Origin of the sequence: Pseudidiomarina salilacus, from assembly GCF_047323925.1 — a bacterium.
GTDB lineage: Bacteria > Pseudomonadota > Gammaproteobacteria > Enterobacterales > Alteromonadaceae > Pseudidiomarina > Pseudidiomarina salilacus.
Window position 1 is genome coordinate 677,901 of record NZ_CP178751.1, and the last position, 14,941, is coordinate 692,841.

12 protein-coding genes are annotated in these 14,941 nt (G+C 49.7%); 7 read left to right on the forward strand and 5 right to left on the reverse strand.

Annotation, left to right across the window (positions count from 1 at the left end):
• The first annotated feature begins 25 nt into the window (after positions 1-25).
• Entirely contained in the window at positions 26-973 is a 948-nt protein-coding gene (ttcA, locus tag ACJ8W9_RS03210; RefSeq protein ID WP_411360359.1) for a tRNA 2-thiocytidine(32) synthetase TtcA, read from the forward strand.
• On the opposite strand, the gene ACJ8W9_RS03215 is transcribed toward ttcA, so the two are convergent.
• Both ACJ8W9_RS03215 and ACJ8W9_RS03220 read right to left on the reverse strand, forming a co-directional pair.
• Entirely contained in the window at positions 948-1,841 is an 894-nt protein-coding gene (locus ACJ8W9_RS03215; RefSeq protein WP_411358457.1) for a glucosaminidase domain-containing protein, read from the reverse strand. The two genes, ttcA and ACJ8W9_RS03215, sit on opposite strands and share 26 nt — an antisense overlap.
• Positions 1,842-1,849: 8 nt before the next feature.
• Positions 1,850-2,644, reverse strand: a complete 795-nt coding sequence (locus ACJ8W9_RS03220; RefSeq protein WP_411358458.1) for a hypothetical protein — start codon at positions 2,642-2,644, stop codon at positions 1,850-1,852.
• Positions 2,645-2,809: 165 nt separating this feature from the next.
• Between ACJ8W9_RS03220 and ACJ8W9_RS03225 the strand changes: the two genes are divergently transcribed.
• The 5 genes from ACJ8W9_RS03225 to ACJ8W9_RS03245 are packed head-to-tail and all read left to right on the forward strand — an operon-like array spanning position 2,810 to position 7,665.
• Positions 2,810-3,349, forward strand: coding sequence for a pseudouridine synthase (locus ACJ8W9_RS03225; RefSeq protein ID WP_411360937.1), 540 nt, complete (start codon positions 2,810-2,812; stop codon positions 3,347-3,349).
• A gap of 11 nt (positions 3,350-3,360) precedes the next feature.
• Positions 3,361-4,500 carry a tRNA 2-thiouridine(34) synthase MnmA gene (gene mnmA, locus ACJ8W9_RS03230; protein WP_411359283.1) on the forward strand — a complete coding sequence of 380 codons (1,140 nt, stop codon included), beginning with the start codon at positions 3,361-3,363 and terminating at the stop codon, positions 4,498-4,500.
• The gene (hflD, locus tag ACJ8W9_RS03235) at positions 4,497-5,141 is read left to right on the forward strand and encodes a high frequency lysogenization protein HflD (protein WP_411358460.1); all 645 of its coding nucleotides are present in this window, start codon (positions 4,497-4,499) and stop codon (positions 5,139-5,141) included. The genes mnmA and hflD overlap by 4 nt, the downstream gene beginning before the upstream one ends.
• Positions 5,138-6,514, forward strand: coding sequence for an adenylosuccinate lyase (gene purB / locus ACJ8W9_RS03240; RefSeq protein ID WP_411358461.1), 1,377 nt, complete (start codon positions 5,138-5,140; stop codon positions 6,512-6,514). The genes hflD and purB overlap by 4 nt, the downstream gene beginning before the upstream one ends.
• A 2-nt stretch (positions 6,515-6,516) precedes the next feature.
• Entirely contained in the window at positions 6,517-7,665 is a 1,149-nt protein-coding gene (locus tag ACJ8W9_RS03245; protein ID WP_411360362.1) for a cupin domain-containing protein, read from the forward strand.
• Between the two features lie 18 nt (positions 7,666-7,683).
• Here the strand turns inward: ACJ8W9_RS03245 and ACJ8W9_RS03250 are convergent, their stop codons facing one another.
• Positions 7,684-8,127, reverse strand: a complete 444-nt coding sequence (locus ACJ8W9_RS03250) for a DUF4826 family protein (RefSeq protein WP_411358463.1) — start codon at positions 8,125-8,127, stop codon at positions 7,684-7,686.
• A gap of 210 nt (positions 8,128-8,337) precedes the next feature.
• Between ACJ8W9_RS03250 and ACJ8W9_RS03255 the strand changes: the two genes are divergently transcribed.
• Positions 8,338-9,387 carry a Glu/Leu/Phe/Val dehydrogenase dimerization domain-containing protein gene (locus tag ACJ8W9_RS03255; RefSeq protein ID WP_411360365.1) on the forward strand — a complete coding sequence of 350 codons (1,050 nt, stop codon included), beginning with the start codon at positions 8,338-8,340 and terminating at the stop codon, positions 9,385-9,387.
• Positions 9,388-9,408: 21 nt separating this feature from the next.
• Here the strand turns inward: ACJ8W9_RS03255 and ACJ8W9_RS03260 are convergent, their stop codons facing one another.
• The gene (locus ACJ8W9_RS03260; RefSeq protein WP_411358465.1) at positions 9,409-12,486 is read right to left on the reverse strand and encodes an FAD-binding and (Fe-S)-binding domain-containing protein; all 3,078 of its coding nucleotides are present in this window, start codon (positions 12,484-12,486) and stop codon (positions 9,409-9,411) included.
• A gap of 23 nt (positions 12,487-12,509) precedes the next feature.
• The gene (gene ppsA, locus ACJ8W9_RS03265) at positions 12,510-14,894 is read right to left on the reverse strand and encodes a phosphoenolpyruvate synthase (RefSeq protein ID WP_411360367.1); all 2,385 of its coding nucleotides are present in this window, start codon (positions 14,892-14,894) and stop codon (positions 12,510-12,512) included.
• Between the last annotated feature and the right edge of the window lie 47 nt (positions 14,895-14,941).

Genomic DNA, 14,941 nt, shown 5'->3' on the forward strand with positions numbered 1-14,941 from the left:
CTTTAATTTAGGTGTGCATAGATTCATGAGTGTTGCAGAAAAAAGCGAGCAAGAGAAAAAACAACGCTATAACTTCAATAAGTTAGAAAAGCGCTTACGTCGCCATGTCGGTCGAGCTATTGAAGATTTCAATATGATCGAAAACGGCGACAAAGTGATGGTGTGTCTATCGGGTGGTAAAGACAGTTACACCCTACTCGCTATTCTGCGCTTTTTACAGAAAATCGCGCCAATCCAGTTTTCTTTGATCGCGGTAAACCTTGACCAAAAACAGCCTGGATTTCCAGAGCACATTTTGCCTGAATATCTGCGCGCTGAAGGTGTTGATTTCCGCATTATCGAAGAAGACACCTATTCCATCGTCAAAGAAAAAATACCCGAAGGTAAAACCACTTGTGCGCTTTGTTCACGCTTACGCCGTGGAATACTTTACCGCGTCGCCAAAGAGCTTGGTGCTACCAAGATAGCCCTAGGCCATCACCGCGATGACATGCTTGAAACGCTTATGCTGAACATGTTTTATGGCGGCAAAATGAAGTCAATGCCACCTAAGCTGGTCAGCGATAACGGTGAACATGTGGTGATTCGTCCGCTCGCCTATGCGCGCGAGAAAGACATTGAGAAATATGCTAGCTACGCAAACTTCCCGATCATTCCATGTAACCTTTGTGGCTCGCAAGAGAATCTGCAACGCAAAGCGATTAAAGAGATGCTCAGACAATGGGATCGACAATTCCCAGGTCGTATTGAGAGTATGTTTACCGCCATGCAAAACATAGTGCCATCACATTTAGCCGATCATCAGCTATTCGACTTTAAATCGATTCAGGCGGACGGACAGGCAAACGTCAACGGTGATACCGCTTTTGATCAGCCTACTCCTACGGAATTTCTACATTTTCGTGATGAAGAAGATGACGCCGCCAACGAAGACGGCGCCTCAGGTGTTATTCAGGTGCGGAATTTGAGTTAGTCGCAGAACCACCGCTAAACCCCGGCTCAGGTAATGGGCCGGTCTCATCTAAAGCTTCTAATATCAGCGGGCGATTCACCCGAATCATCGCGTTAAGTTCCTCAATATACGCCTCGCCGCGCTCAGAATAACTCAGCAACCCTGGAGTTAGGTCCAAGGCACGGATATCGGCATTTTCGGCACGTTTAGCGGCACGTAACGTACGCAGTTCAACATAAGCCGGATGGGTATTCAGATTCATTAAATAACTGCGTACCGACGCGTTGATGGTGCTGAAGCGTTCAACTTCATGGCGGGCTTCGTCACCTCTCAAGTTGGGCACAATGCCGCAGCCTTCACTAAAACACCACTCGCCAAATAAGTTAAAAGCTTCGGTGGCAAAACGTGACGTACCCCATGCTGACTCATTCGCCGCTTGCACTAATACCAAGGTTTCAGGTACCACATCGACGCGACGTAACAGCAGTTCAAACATCTCTTCTGCACCCTCGTGCAAATCGAAGTCAACTCGATAGCGTTTGGCCAAATATTCAAGCCAACTGCGTTGCTCACGGTTGAGTGAGTTCGCTTTGAACAACCACTTTGTGTGTAACGCTTGCAAGCCTTGGCGTTGTTGCTCAATCAGCGCATTTTCAGCGGCAACGACTGGCGCCAAAAAGCCAAAGAATGCTTGTTTTTTATCAGCCGCTTGACTGTACTGCGAAAAGTCAGGTAGTTCACGGATCTCCGGCACCTTTACTTGGTCAGTCTTGACTGGTACGACGCCATCATAAAGTCGGTGGGGGTTAGCCAAATGCAGCACATTTGGCGCAACCGCAGCTGCCACCACAGCAATTAGGGCAAACACAATTAATAAAAATCGTAACATCCAATCTCCTATGCGGCGCCTTGTTCATCCGTTGCTGGCGCCAACGGTTGTTCTGAATTAGGTAGACCGATCATGCGATTGTAGATCACCCCAATCACGTTAAACGTCATTGGCAAGGTGAAAATAAGGCCAAGCAATAGCGGTAACGCGCTGATAAAAAGAATAATAAACATCACAATATAGATGCCGAGCATGGCAAAAATACGTTTACTCAAGATCATTACCGAAGCCAGAATCGCACGTTGCACGCTCAAACCTCGATCCAGTATTAGCGGCACTGCGAGGGTAAATGAAAGCTGCAAATAGGCAGCAGTCACCACGACTAGCGCTAGGAATACCGAAGATAAACCAAAAATAAGGTAGAACACGGTGCTTGCCACCATGATCAAAACCGACATCACCACTTGAATCCCAATCACCTGTGGCGCACTACGGAAGGCATGAGAAAAGTTCGCAAAGCTTGGCTTTACATCGCGCGCGTTGAGTATCCCCAACCATTGCACGAGCGCATTAAATGGCGCCATGATCACCATACCAATGACGGTTTGCCAAGCGACATTGGCTAGATTTGGATTGTTTTCGTCCACTGGAAACTGCACTGCGGTAATTTCGCCAATAATGTAATTGACGACCAGCATCAGCGCTAACGCCGCGAGCATGATTGGCAAGGCGCGCAAGGTAATATCCCAGCTCCGCTGAATCACATCGCCAACACGCAGCTGTACTTCACCGCGCAAAGCTGCGGCAAATCTATCGTCTTGAGTCACCTGGTTTTCGTTTTTATTCGGTTGAGAATCCTGCATCGCGGACTTTTTCCTTTATACTGTGTTTTTGCAATGACAGACGTCATTCTACCATTAAATTTTTGCAACCACGATATTGAGACCATGCGACCCACTTCTGGCCAAAAAACGTTTCGCCGTAAAACTAAAAAACCTACCAGCAACCGCCCAGCCAATCCAAAGTTGGTGTTGTTAAATAAACCTTATGGCGTATTAACGCAATTTTCTTCTGGAGACGCCGACGAAGACACCCTCAAGCAATATGTGCCGTTCAATGATGTGTATCCGGCCGGGCGCCTTGATAAAGACAGTGAAGGCCTGTTATTACTCACCAATGATGGTTCGTTACAACATAAAATTAGTCACCCGAAGCATAAACTACCAAAGACCTACTGGGTGCAAGTTGAAGGAATACCCGACGAAAATGCGCTCAAGCAACTTCGTGAGGGTGTAGAGCTTGCTGATGGCATGACCCTGCCAGCAGAAGCTTTTTTAATGCCAGAACCAGAGCATATTTGGCCACGTAACCCGCCCATTCGCGAGCGCAAATCGGTGCCAGACAGCTGGATTTGCTTAATTATTCGTGAAGGTAAGAACCGCCAAGTGCGGCGCATGACAGCTGCGGTAGGCCATCCAACATTGCGTTTGATAAGAGCCGCAATTGGGCCGTGGCGCTTGGCAGGTTTAGCGCCAGGTCAGTGGCGCGAAGTGCCCCCAGTGTGGTAGAATTCGCGCGCATTTTTACGGAGTCCAAGGTCGTTATGTCGAACGCAGATACAAAAGTAATTGTCGGAATGTCAGGTGGCGTCGATTCGTCGGTTTCCGCTTACCTATTGCTACAACAAGGCTATCAAGTTGAAGGCTTGTTTATGAAGAACTGGGAAGAAGACGACAACGACGAATACTGCGCTGCGGCAGAAGACCTTGCCGATGCTCAAGCGGTATGTGACAAGCTAGGTATCGAGCTGCATACGGTCAATTTCGCTGCTGAATATTGGGACAACGTATTCGAATATTTCCTGCAAGAATACCAAGCAGGACGCACACCGAATCCCGACATTATGTGCAACAAAGAAATCAAGTTTAAAGCCTTCTTGGAGTTTGCCGCTGAAGCTTTAGGTGCTGACTACATTGCGACAGGTCATTACGTCCGTCGCCGTGAGAACCAAGGTAAGTTTCAACTCCTGCGCGGCCTTGATAATAACAAGGATCAGAGCTACTTCCTGTACACGCTCTCACATGAACATGTCGCGCAAACTTTGTTCCCAGTAGGCGAACTGGAAAAACCAGAAGTTCGCAAAATCGCTGAAGAACAAGGTTTAGTTACCGCCGACAAGAAAGATTCAACAGGTATTTGTTTTATCGGCGAACGCAAATTTAAGGACTTCTTACAAACTTACTTACCTGCCAAACCGGGCGTAATTGAAAGTGTTGACGGCGAAGTGCTTGGCGAGCATGAAGGTTTGATGTACCACACCTTAGGTCAGCGCAAAGGTCTGCACATCGGCGGCCGCGCTGATGCCAGTGACGAACCTTGGTATGTGGTTGATAAAGATGTCGAACGCAACGTCCTCATTGTAGCGCAAGGTAAACAGCATCCGCGGTTGTATTCGAAAGGGTTGATTGCCGGTCAATTGCATTGGGTTGCACGCGAAAAGCTGACCACGCCTTTTGCTTGCGCGGTGAAAACCCGTTATCGCCAGCAAGATATTCCCTGCCGAGTGACGCCACAGGCTGACGGGCGCATCCAAGTCGAGTTCGAGCAACCGGTTGCGGCGGTGACTCCTGGACAATCAGCGGTATTTTATCAGGGTGACGTGTGCCTCGGTGGCGGTATTATTGAGCAGCGCTTGGCCGACCACGAGGTGCTGCTGTGAATCAGTGGCAACAGCGCGTTCTTGCCCTTGCTGCGATAGCCCAGTGTTGCGCCGCGGTCAAACAACTAGCACGACATGGGCAACTGACTGATGAGTACGCCCGCCAAGCGCTGCTTGATAGTGTTTTGATACAAAATCCACAGTCGTTTATCGAAATCTATGGCACTGCGCAAAATTTGCGGCGCGGCTTGCAGGTGTTGTTAGCGCAACTTGGCGCAACTCGCGATAAAGACGTTGAAGTCACCCGCTACATGGTTGGCATCCTAGCGCTTGCACGGCGTTTACAAAAGCAGCCGCAGCAACTGGCTAAACTAGGCGAACGCATCGAGCAACTGCAACGTCAGCGCGATACTTTTCAATTTACCGACGAAACTTTATTGACCGGTATGGCGAGTACCTACAGCGATTTTATTTCACCGCTGAGCCGACCGATTCAAATTCAAGGTAAGCCGAGCCATTTGCAGCAACCAAATACGCAGAACCAAATACGTGCCCTGCTGCTCGCAGCGATCCGCAGTGCAATTTTGTGGCAGCAAAGCGGCGGTCAACGCCGGCAGTTTCTTTTCAATCGGCGCAAGATGGTTACCATCGCGCATGACCTTTATGTTTCACTTAGCTCAGCATCGGAGTCCTCAACATGACTAGTTTATCTGCCCTTACGGCTTTATCTCCCGTCGATGGCCGTTATGGCACGAAAGCCGCCGCCCTACGTCCAATGTTTAGCGAGTACGGGCTGATCCGTCAACGTGTCATCGTTGAGATTCGCTGGCTGCAACAGCTTGCCAATGTGCCGGCAATCAAGGAAGTTCCACCGTTTTCAAACGCTGCAACTGACTTTCTTGAGACACTGATCAACAATTTCAGCGAAGCGGATGCCGAACGTGTTAAAACCATTGAAGCGACCACCAATCACGACGTTAAAGCAGTCGAATACTTTCTAAAAGAGCGTATCGCTGAGCAAGCTGAATTGCATGCCGTTAGCGAATTTATTCACTTTGCCTGTACCTCTGAAGACATTAACAATCTGTCGCATGCGTTAATGCTGCGGGAGGCGCTCACCGATGTAATGCTGCCGATGATGCAACAACTCAGCGACGCGGTGAAAGCGCTCGCGTTCGAACACAAAGCAGTGCCTATGATGGCACGCACCCACGGACAACCGGCAACGCCGACCACCATGGGTAAAGAAATGGCGAACGTGTATGTGCGCCTCGAACGTCAGTTACAGCAAATTTCAGCAGTACCACTGTTAGGTAAAATTAATGGCGCGGTGGGCAACTACAATGCGCACTTAGCTGCCTACCCTAACGTCGATTGGCACCAAGTAGCCGAGCAGTTTGTAACCAGCCTGGGCCTGAGTTGGAACGCTTACACGACGCAAATCGAACCGCATGACTACATTGCTGAATTATTTGATGCCGTTGCGCGTTTTAATACCATTGTGGTTGATTTTAACCGCGATGTTTGGGGCTATATCGCACTGAATCACTTTAAACAACGCACTATCGCCGGTGAAGTAGGCTCCTCGACCATGCCGCATAAAGTGAATCCGATTGATTTTGAAAACTCTGAAGGCAATCTCGGTATCGCTAATGCCATCATGCAGCATCTCGCGAGCAAGTTACCGATCAGCCGTTGGCAACGTGATCTGACTGACTCAACTGTACTGCGCAACCTTGGTGTCGGCTTTGCCTACGCGCTGATTGCTTATCAAGCCACACTCAAAGGTATCAGCAAACTCGAAGTCAATGCCGACAACCTGGCCCGCGAACTTGACCAAAACTGGGAATTGCTCGCAGAGCCCATCCAAACCGTGATGCGTCGATATGGTATTGAAAAACCGTACGAGAAACTCAAAGAATTGACCCGTGGTAAACGCGTCAACCAAGCGGCTATGGCTGAATTTATCGACAGCTTAGCCTTACCCAATGACGTCAAAACTGAGTTAAAAATGCTGACTCCAGCTTCTTACATTGGTCGTGCCATTGCCTTCGTTGATGACTTGCAAGGTTGATAATGACTGCTTTTACCCTGCAAATCGATCGTCAGGCTTTTCTCGATGAATATTGGCAACAACGACCGCTACTGATCCGTGGCGGTTTCGCTGACTTCGCCGATCCAATCGAGGCTGAGTTGCTTGCAGGCTTGGCCATGGAAGAAGGCGTCGATGCGCGCATCATTCGACATCAAAATGACCAATGGGATGTGCTCCATGGCCCCTTTGCCGAATACGAAAGTTTTGGTGAAGCCCATTGGACACTACTGGTACAAGCGGTCAATGAATGGTTTCCGGAAGTCCAACAACTGCTTTCGGCCTTTCGGTTTTTACCAGATTGGCGTCTTGATGATGTCATGGTGAGTTTTGCGACCGCAGGAGGTGGCGTAGGTGCTCACCTTGATCAATACGATGTATTTATCATTCAAGGTGCTGGCCGGCGGCATTGGCGCGTCGGTGAGCGCATGTCGGGACTTATCGAGCATTGTCCGCACGCCGATTTAAAGCAGCTCCGCGACGTTGATTTTCCAACAGTCATCGATGCCGTATTGGAACTTGGTGATGTGTTGTATATTCCTGCGGGATGTCCGCATCATGGTATTGCGCTTGAACCGTCGCTGAATTATTCGGTCGGTTTTCGTGCGCCTAATAGTGCCGAGTTCTTGGCACAGATCGCAGATCAACTGCTGGCTAGCGATACTGTCTACCCACGCTACCAAGATCCAGCTATAGACGCTAAGCAAGCACCCTTTTTAGTCAATCCACAGGAAATCGCCGCAGTTCAACAGTTGCTGCAGCAGCAATTGGCGAATGAGCAAGGACAGCAAGCCATTCTTCAAGTCATGTCCCAAGCTAAGCGCCCGCTCCCGCAACCAGAACACGCCATTGATGAGCAGCAATTATTGCAATTTGCCGCCACTGACATGCTCATTGGTCGTAGCCCTGGTGCCCGCATTTTGCTGGATACTCGTGAGCAGCTATACGCGCAAGGAGAGCGGCTAGGCTTCTGCCCTAGCTCACCAGCGCGTGATGCGTTACTCGCAATTTGGGACGAACGCCCATTAGCTGAATGTGATGTTCTTCTTGCGGATCAACAACTGCGCAGGTGGACCTGCGAGCTGCTGAATCTTGGAGTGTTCTATCTCGTCCAAGAACTCGACGAAGATTAAGCTGCAACGAGCAACGGCTTAACCGTTGCTCTGATCTTCTGCTGGTGCTTCCCACAGATCAGGCGAATCGACCACTTCATAAATGGTTTCGGCACGATTTACCAGATAGTTAGCATATTGACGCTTGGTCGGATCGGCCATGGCTTGCTCGTCCGCCATTAAGTTTTGCGCTTTTAGTTGCCACTGAAATGAAAAATAGCGTAACGCATCACGCGCATTATCTGCAGCTTTTTTGCCGGTCACGTCAGTCGGTACATCGCCATTGACTAACCACAACTCTTTGCGATCTTGCGTGGTAAATTTCCACACCGCGACGTACGGCGCCAAATAGCGCGAATCTTTGGTCAGCACGCGGTCGCTAATAATGCCGTTTTCGGCCAAAAATTTATTCGCGGCCTGAAATTGCTCACGCACCCATTTGGAGGTTTCTTCTTGGCTCATTGGAGGCAGTTGAATCGCCATAATTGAATCTTTCCTTATTGCTTATTTAGTACATCAACGTTGCGCCCATAGTACCTTGAAAGGTGTTTTGGGCAAAGTCTGAATTGCTGTAAACTTTGCTTTCAATAGTTTACGTTAACGTAAACGTTTTATTTTTGTCGTGTACTAGCATAGCCAATATTTAAGTGCTAATGTGCGCGCAATTTTGGGATGAACGAGGAAACCAAACTCATGTCTCTATTTGAGCATCAAGAGTTCGACCAACACGAACAAGTGGTGTTTTGCCACGATAAAGAAACCGGTCTTAAAGCTATTATCGCAGTTCACGACACCACCTTAGGTCCATCGTTAGGTGGCACACGCTTGTGGAACTACGCCTCATCAGCTGAAGCCTTGACGGACGTGTTGCGCTTATCGCGTGGCATGACTTATAAGAGCGCCCTCGCCGGCTTGCCCCTTGGCGGCGGTAAAGCGGTTATCATCGGTGACGCCAAGCAAATTAAAAGCCCGGAATTATTCCGTGCTTATGGGCGTTTTATCAATTCATTAGGCGGACGTTATATCACTGCCGAAGACGTCAATATTCGCACCAGCGATATTGCGATTGTTGCTGAAGAGACCCAACATGTTGCCGGCACTGAAGGGAAAGCAGGTGACCCGTCACCGCATACCGCACAAGGTACCTATTTAGGTTTGAAAGCTGCCGCTAAACATAAGTTTGGTAGCGAAGATTTAAACGGTTTGAAAATTGCGATTCAGGGTCTCGGTGCGGTTGGTTATGACTTCGCGGAATACTGTGCAAAAGAAGGCGCACAGCTATTCGTGACCGATATTAATGATGAAGCCTGCGAGCGTGCGGCGCTCGAATTAAATGCTACAGTTGTTGGCTTAGACGAAATCTATGGTCTGGATGTCGATGTTTACGCCCCATGTGCATTGGGTGCGACCATCAACGACACCACCCTGCCACAAATCAAAGCGAAAATTATTGCCGGTAGTGCCAACAACCAGTTAGCGACCCCTGCGCACGATCAAAAAGTCATGGATATGGGGATTCTGTATGCACCTGACTACGTGATCAACGCTGGTGGTGTGATTCATGTTTGTAGCGAAGCGACTGGCATGAGCACTGCCGAAACAGAAGAACGGGTGCGTAATATTTACAATACCCTGACGGAGATCTTCAACCGTTCAGCAGCAGAGCAACGCCCAACAGGCATTATTGCTGACGAACTGGCTCGTGAAGTGATTGCCAAAGCCAAAGCAGCAAAGCGCGGTTAATACCGCGCTCAGTAAGTCTTATCAGCTAAGCAAGTCGGCAAGAAGCTGCACTGGATGGCGGACATCCTGTTGCAGCTTCGTTGTTTCTGCAGCTTGCATACGATGGGTTTGGCAGCGACAAGAAAAACCGGTCGCCAAAGGTTGCGCGCTTGCCGCAAGGGGTTGCTGCCAACTCATTGCGAAAAGTCGCTGCGAATTTTCCAGTTGTTCGATCTCATGTCCATATGTTCCCGCCATGCCGCAGCAACCGGTCGCTACCGGTTTGATGGTTTTCCCCACGCTGGCAAATATTTGCTGCCATTGCTTCGCCGTTGTCGGTAAGGCCGTTTGCTCAGTACAGTGGGTCAACAAGTCGGCGCTGCCCGCGTGCGCCACTTTAAACTGTTTAAGCTCAGCTAAATGATCACTCAACCACTCGTGCACTAACTGCACGTTATAGTTCTGCGGCGCATCACTAACTTCACGATACTCATCACGCATGACCAGTACTGTGGCAGCATCCAAGCCAACCATGGGAATAGCTAATTCAGCAACCGCGTTAAGTTGTTTACTTACATGCTGCACAACACTGCGGAATTGGCTTAAAAAGCCTTTCACGTGTAACGCTTTACCGTTACCGATAAAATCCAACAGATACGGCTGGTAGCCCATACGCGCGGCGACTTTTGCAAATGCCACCACCACTTCAGCTTGGTAAAAACTGGTAAAAGGATCCTGCACGATCACCACGATATTTTGCCGCTCTTTGGCACTCATCGCTTGCAGTTGTTCCACATTGCCCGATAACCAATCTTGCTGCCAACGCTGCTGCAGATTCGGAACCGATAATTTTGGCGTATCAACATAACCTAAAACTTTAGCAAAGAGCCATTGACTCAAACCATTGTGGGTGAGTGCATTGCTAATACGCGGCCATTTCGCCATTAGCGGCACCGTGCGTTCTACACTTGCTACCAAATAGTCTCGTAGTGGACGCCGATACAGATGGTAATACCATTGTAAGAACTTCGCCCGAAACTGCGGCACGTCAACTTTGACCGGGCATTGGCTAGCACAAGCTTTACAGGCCAAACAGGCATCCATGGAAGCTTTTACTTGGTGGTTAAAATCACTGCCGTGGTGACGTTTGGGGAAACGCCAAAACCAAGACTTCGGCGGTGCTTCGCCACTCACATCAACGCCTTCGCGAGCGTTGAGGCGCAACCATTCACGGATTAAGGTGGCGCGACCTTTTGGTGAGTTGCGTCGGTCACCCGTGACTTTATACGAAGGACACATGGGCGATGCTTCGGCATAGTTGAAGCACAAGCCATTACCATTACAGTTCAAAGCTGCTTGATAAGACGTACGCGCAGCAACTGGAATTTGGCGGTCATAAAAGCCACGTTTGCGCGCATCCACCGATACCAGTTGAGCGGTCGGATGGCCAAACGGGGTTGCCAGCTTACCTGGGTTCAGACGATTGTCAGGATCAAAGGCTGCTTTAATTTTCTGTAATTCGGTATAGAGCTCGGGGCCAAAGAACGTTGGCGCATACTCGGAACGAAACCCTTTACCGTGTTCTCCCCACATTAAACCGCCATATTTGGCGGTTAACGCTGCGACTTTATCACTGATACGACGCAACATTTGCTCATCAGCAGGTTCTTTCATATCCAGCGCAGGACGCACGTGCAAAACACCGGCATCGACGTGACCGAACATGCCATACTTCAGCTCATGTTGGTCAAGTAAACTCCGGAACTCGCTTATAAAGTCCGCTAATGACTCGGGGGGGACTGCGGTGTCTTCGGCAAAAGCGATGGGCTTACGTTCGCCTTTGACTGCGCCAAGCAACCCTACCGCTTTTTTACGCATAGCATAAATGGTTTGGATGCTATCCGCTTGGTCACAGATTTTGTAGCCGACCACACCATGTTGATTGCTTGCACCCGCCGCTAATTCGCGGTCTAAGGTTGCAATCAGCTGTTCCAGCTTTTCATCAATTTCAGCCTGATCAAGCGCGGTGTACTCCACCATGTTGATGCCGTCCATTGGCTGGTCAGCTTGGCCCTCGGAAAGGTGGTCGCGAACACTGTCCCAAATAATGTCGTTACGCGCCAAATTAAGCACCGTGTTATCAATGGTTTCGACTGAAGTCGCACGTGCTTTTACCAAAACCGGTGCATGCCGCAACGCAGCGTCGAAGTTACGATAGCTAATGTTCACCAAGATTTTGTGGCGCGGAATGGCGGTTAAATTGAGCTTAGCCTCGGTAATAAATGCCAAAGTACCTTCTGAACCGGCCAGTAAGCGCGATAAATCAATAGTTTGTGCTTGCGGGTCATAGCAATGCTTGAGGTCGTAGCCGGTTAAAAACCGATTCAATGGCGGGAATTTAGCTTCGATAGCGCTCCGCTTGTCGATACAAGTTGCAATCGCTTGTCGGTAGAGACTGGCCTCCATGCTCTCGCCTTGCGCGCGGCGTTGCGCTTCCGCTACGCTCACCGGCGCCGTTTCAATCACTTCGCCATTGATCAGCACCGCTTGTAGACCCAGAATATGATCGCTGGTTTTACCATAGACCAAGGACCCCTGCCCTGAAGCGTCGGTGTTGATCATCCCGCCGATGGTGGCGCGGTTAGAAGTTGACAAATCCGGCGAGAAAAACAGCCCATGGTCGCGTACCGCATCGTTAAGCGCATCTTTAACGACACCGCTCTGACAGCGCACCCAAGCTTGTTCAGGGGCGATTTCAAGAATGTTTTTAAAGGTTCGACTTAAATCAATGATGATGCCTTGATTCAAGCTTTGCCCGTTGGTGCCAGTACCGCCACCACGCGGGCTGAAGGTTAAATCGAGAAAATCCTCGCGCTGAGCTAGTTGCAATGCCAACTGTAAATCAGCGGTATCACGCGGAAAAATGACCAGCTGTGGCAACAGCTGGTAAACACTGTTGTCGGTCGCGGCGAGTAAACGACTTGCATAATTATCTTCGATAGCGCCGGCGAAACCCGCTTGCGTAAGCGCCTGGCTATAACGTCGATAACCAGCGGCAGGAACCTCGTAGCTTGCGTGCTGATCGAGCACGTGCAACTCCTGAACAGCTGTGTTTGACAAGTCATTCTCCTCGTCGAATTGAATTAGTGTTTTGCGTGTTCCGCAAGATACAACCAAGTATCAACTACGGTGTCTGGATTCAGTGATACGGAATCGATGCCCTGTTCGACCAACCACTGCGCGAAATCAGCATGATCCGACGGCCCTTGTCCACAGATACCGACGTACTTGCCTTTGCGTTTTGCCGCTTGAATGGCCATCGCTAACAGCGCTTTGACCGCTTCGTTACGTTCGTCAAACAAGTGCGCGATAACCCCTGAATCGCGATCAAGCCCCAAGGTCAACTGCGTCAAATCGTTGGAGCCGATTGAAAAACCGTCGAAAATATCAAGGAATTGGTCCGCTAGCAAAGCATTAGACGGTAGTTCGCACATCATAATCACGCGTAAACCACGTTCTCCCTGCACTAATCCTTGTTCGGCTAAAAGCTTGATCACTTCGCGACCTTCTTCAAGAGTGCGTACAAACGGAATCATTACTTCGACGTTGGTCAGTCCCATGTCATCGCGCACGCGCTTGATAGCCTCACATTCCATCGCGAAACAATCGCGGAACTCAGCTGAGATATAACGTGAAGCACCGCGAAAACCAAGCATTGGATTTTCTTCGTGCGGCTCATACTGACGTCCACCCAACAGGTTTGCATACTCGTTCGATTTAAAATCTGACATTCGGACAATCACCCGTTCAGGTGCAAACGCAGCGCCTAGGGTGGCGATCCCTTCCGTCAGTTTGGTTACGTAGTATTCGCGTGGTGATGGATAACCGGCAATGTACTCATCGATTTGCGCCTGTAACTCAGGCGTTTGTTGATCGTAATTCAACAAGGCTTTTGGGTGTACACCGATCATGCGGTTGATGATGAATTCTAAGCGCGCCAGGCCAATGCCGGCATGCGGTAGTCCAGCGAAATCAAAGGCACGGTCCGGGTTGCCGACGTTCATCATGATTTTTAACGGGACGTTTGGCATTGCACCGACATCCGTGCGGTTGACCGCAAACTCAAGTTCGCCATCATAAATGTAACCCGTATCACCTTCGGCGCAAGATACGGTGACCGCTTGACCTGCTTTAATTTTGTCAGTGGCATCACCACAGCCTACGATAGCTGGTATACCTAATTCGCGAGCAATAATCGCGGCGTGACAAGTACGCCCACCACGGTTGGTGACAATCGCCGCGGCCCGCTTCATGATCGGTTCCCAGTCAGGGTCAGTCATATCGGTCACTAGCACGTCGCCAGCTTGCACTTGGTCCATTTCTGAGATGTCATTCAACACCCGCGCAACGCCACTACCAATGCGTTGGCCAATGGCACGACCGCTGGCCACAACTTGGCTTTTCTGAGCCAAAGTAAAGCGTTCGATCGCTTGCCCAGATTTGTTTGACTGCACCGTTTCTGGACGCGCCTGAACGATATAAAGCTTGCCATCGATGCCATCTTTCGCCCATTCAATGTCCATTGGGCGACCGTAGTGCTGCTCAATAATCATCGCTTGCCGTGCTAAATCTTCAACTTCTGCATCGGTAATAGAGAACTGGCGTGACTGCTCGGTCGGAATGTCAACGATCTGGGTTTGTTTGCCATGATCTTTGCTATCGGCGTAAATCATTTGAATTTTCTTACTACCGATGTTGCGGCGAAGCACTGCTTTACGACCGGCTTTCAAGGTCGGTTTATGGACATAAAATTCATCAGGATTTACTGCTCCCTGCACGACCATCTCGCCCAGACCATAAGATGAGGTAATAAAGACAACGTCGTTGAAGCCTGATTCGGTATCGATGGTAAACATCACGCCTGACGCGGCAATGTCGCTTCGCACCATGCGTTGAATACCAGCTGACAGTGCGACGCCACGATGGTCATAGCCTTGATGAACCCGGTAGGAAATCGCACGGTCGTTAAACAACGAGGCGAATACATGTTTAATCGCTTCCATGATGGCATCGATGCCATGCACGTTAAGGAAGGTTTCTTGTTGACCGGCAAACGACGCATCTGGCATATCTTCGGCGGTGGCCGAGCTACGCACTGCGAAACTTACTTCATCGTTGCCTTCACTCAGTTGCTGATAGGCGTCACGAATCGCCTTATCGAGCTCTGGCTGGAACGGTGTGTCGATGACCCACTGACGAATTTGTTTGCCTGCTTCGGCAAGTGCACGAACATCGTCAACGTCAAGCGTATCGAGCAGTTTATGAATGCGCTCATCGACCCCTGACTGCTCAAGAAACTGGTGAAAAGCTTCAGCCGTTGTGGCAAACCCGTTTGGCACCACAACGCCAGCACCGGCAAGGTTACTAATCATCTCGCCTAGGGAAGCATTCTTACCCCCTACACGCCCTACATCATTCATCCCTAAGTGATCATACCAAAGTACGTAATCAGTAACCTGTTGCTGCACGTTGAATTCCTCGCAGTTGTAAAGCGAAAGGTAGCCGTCAATCTGGC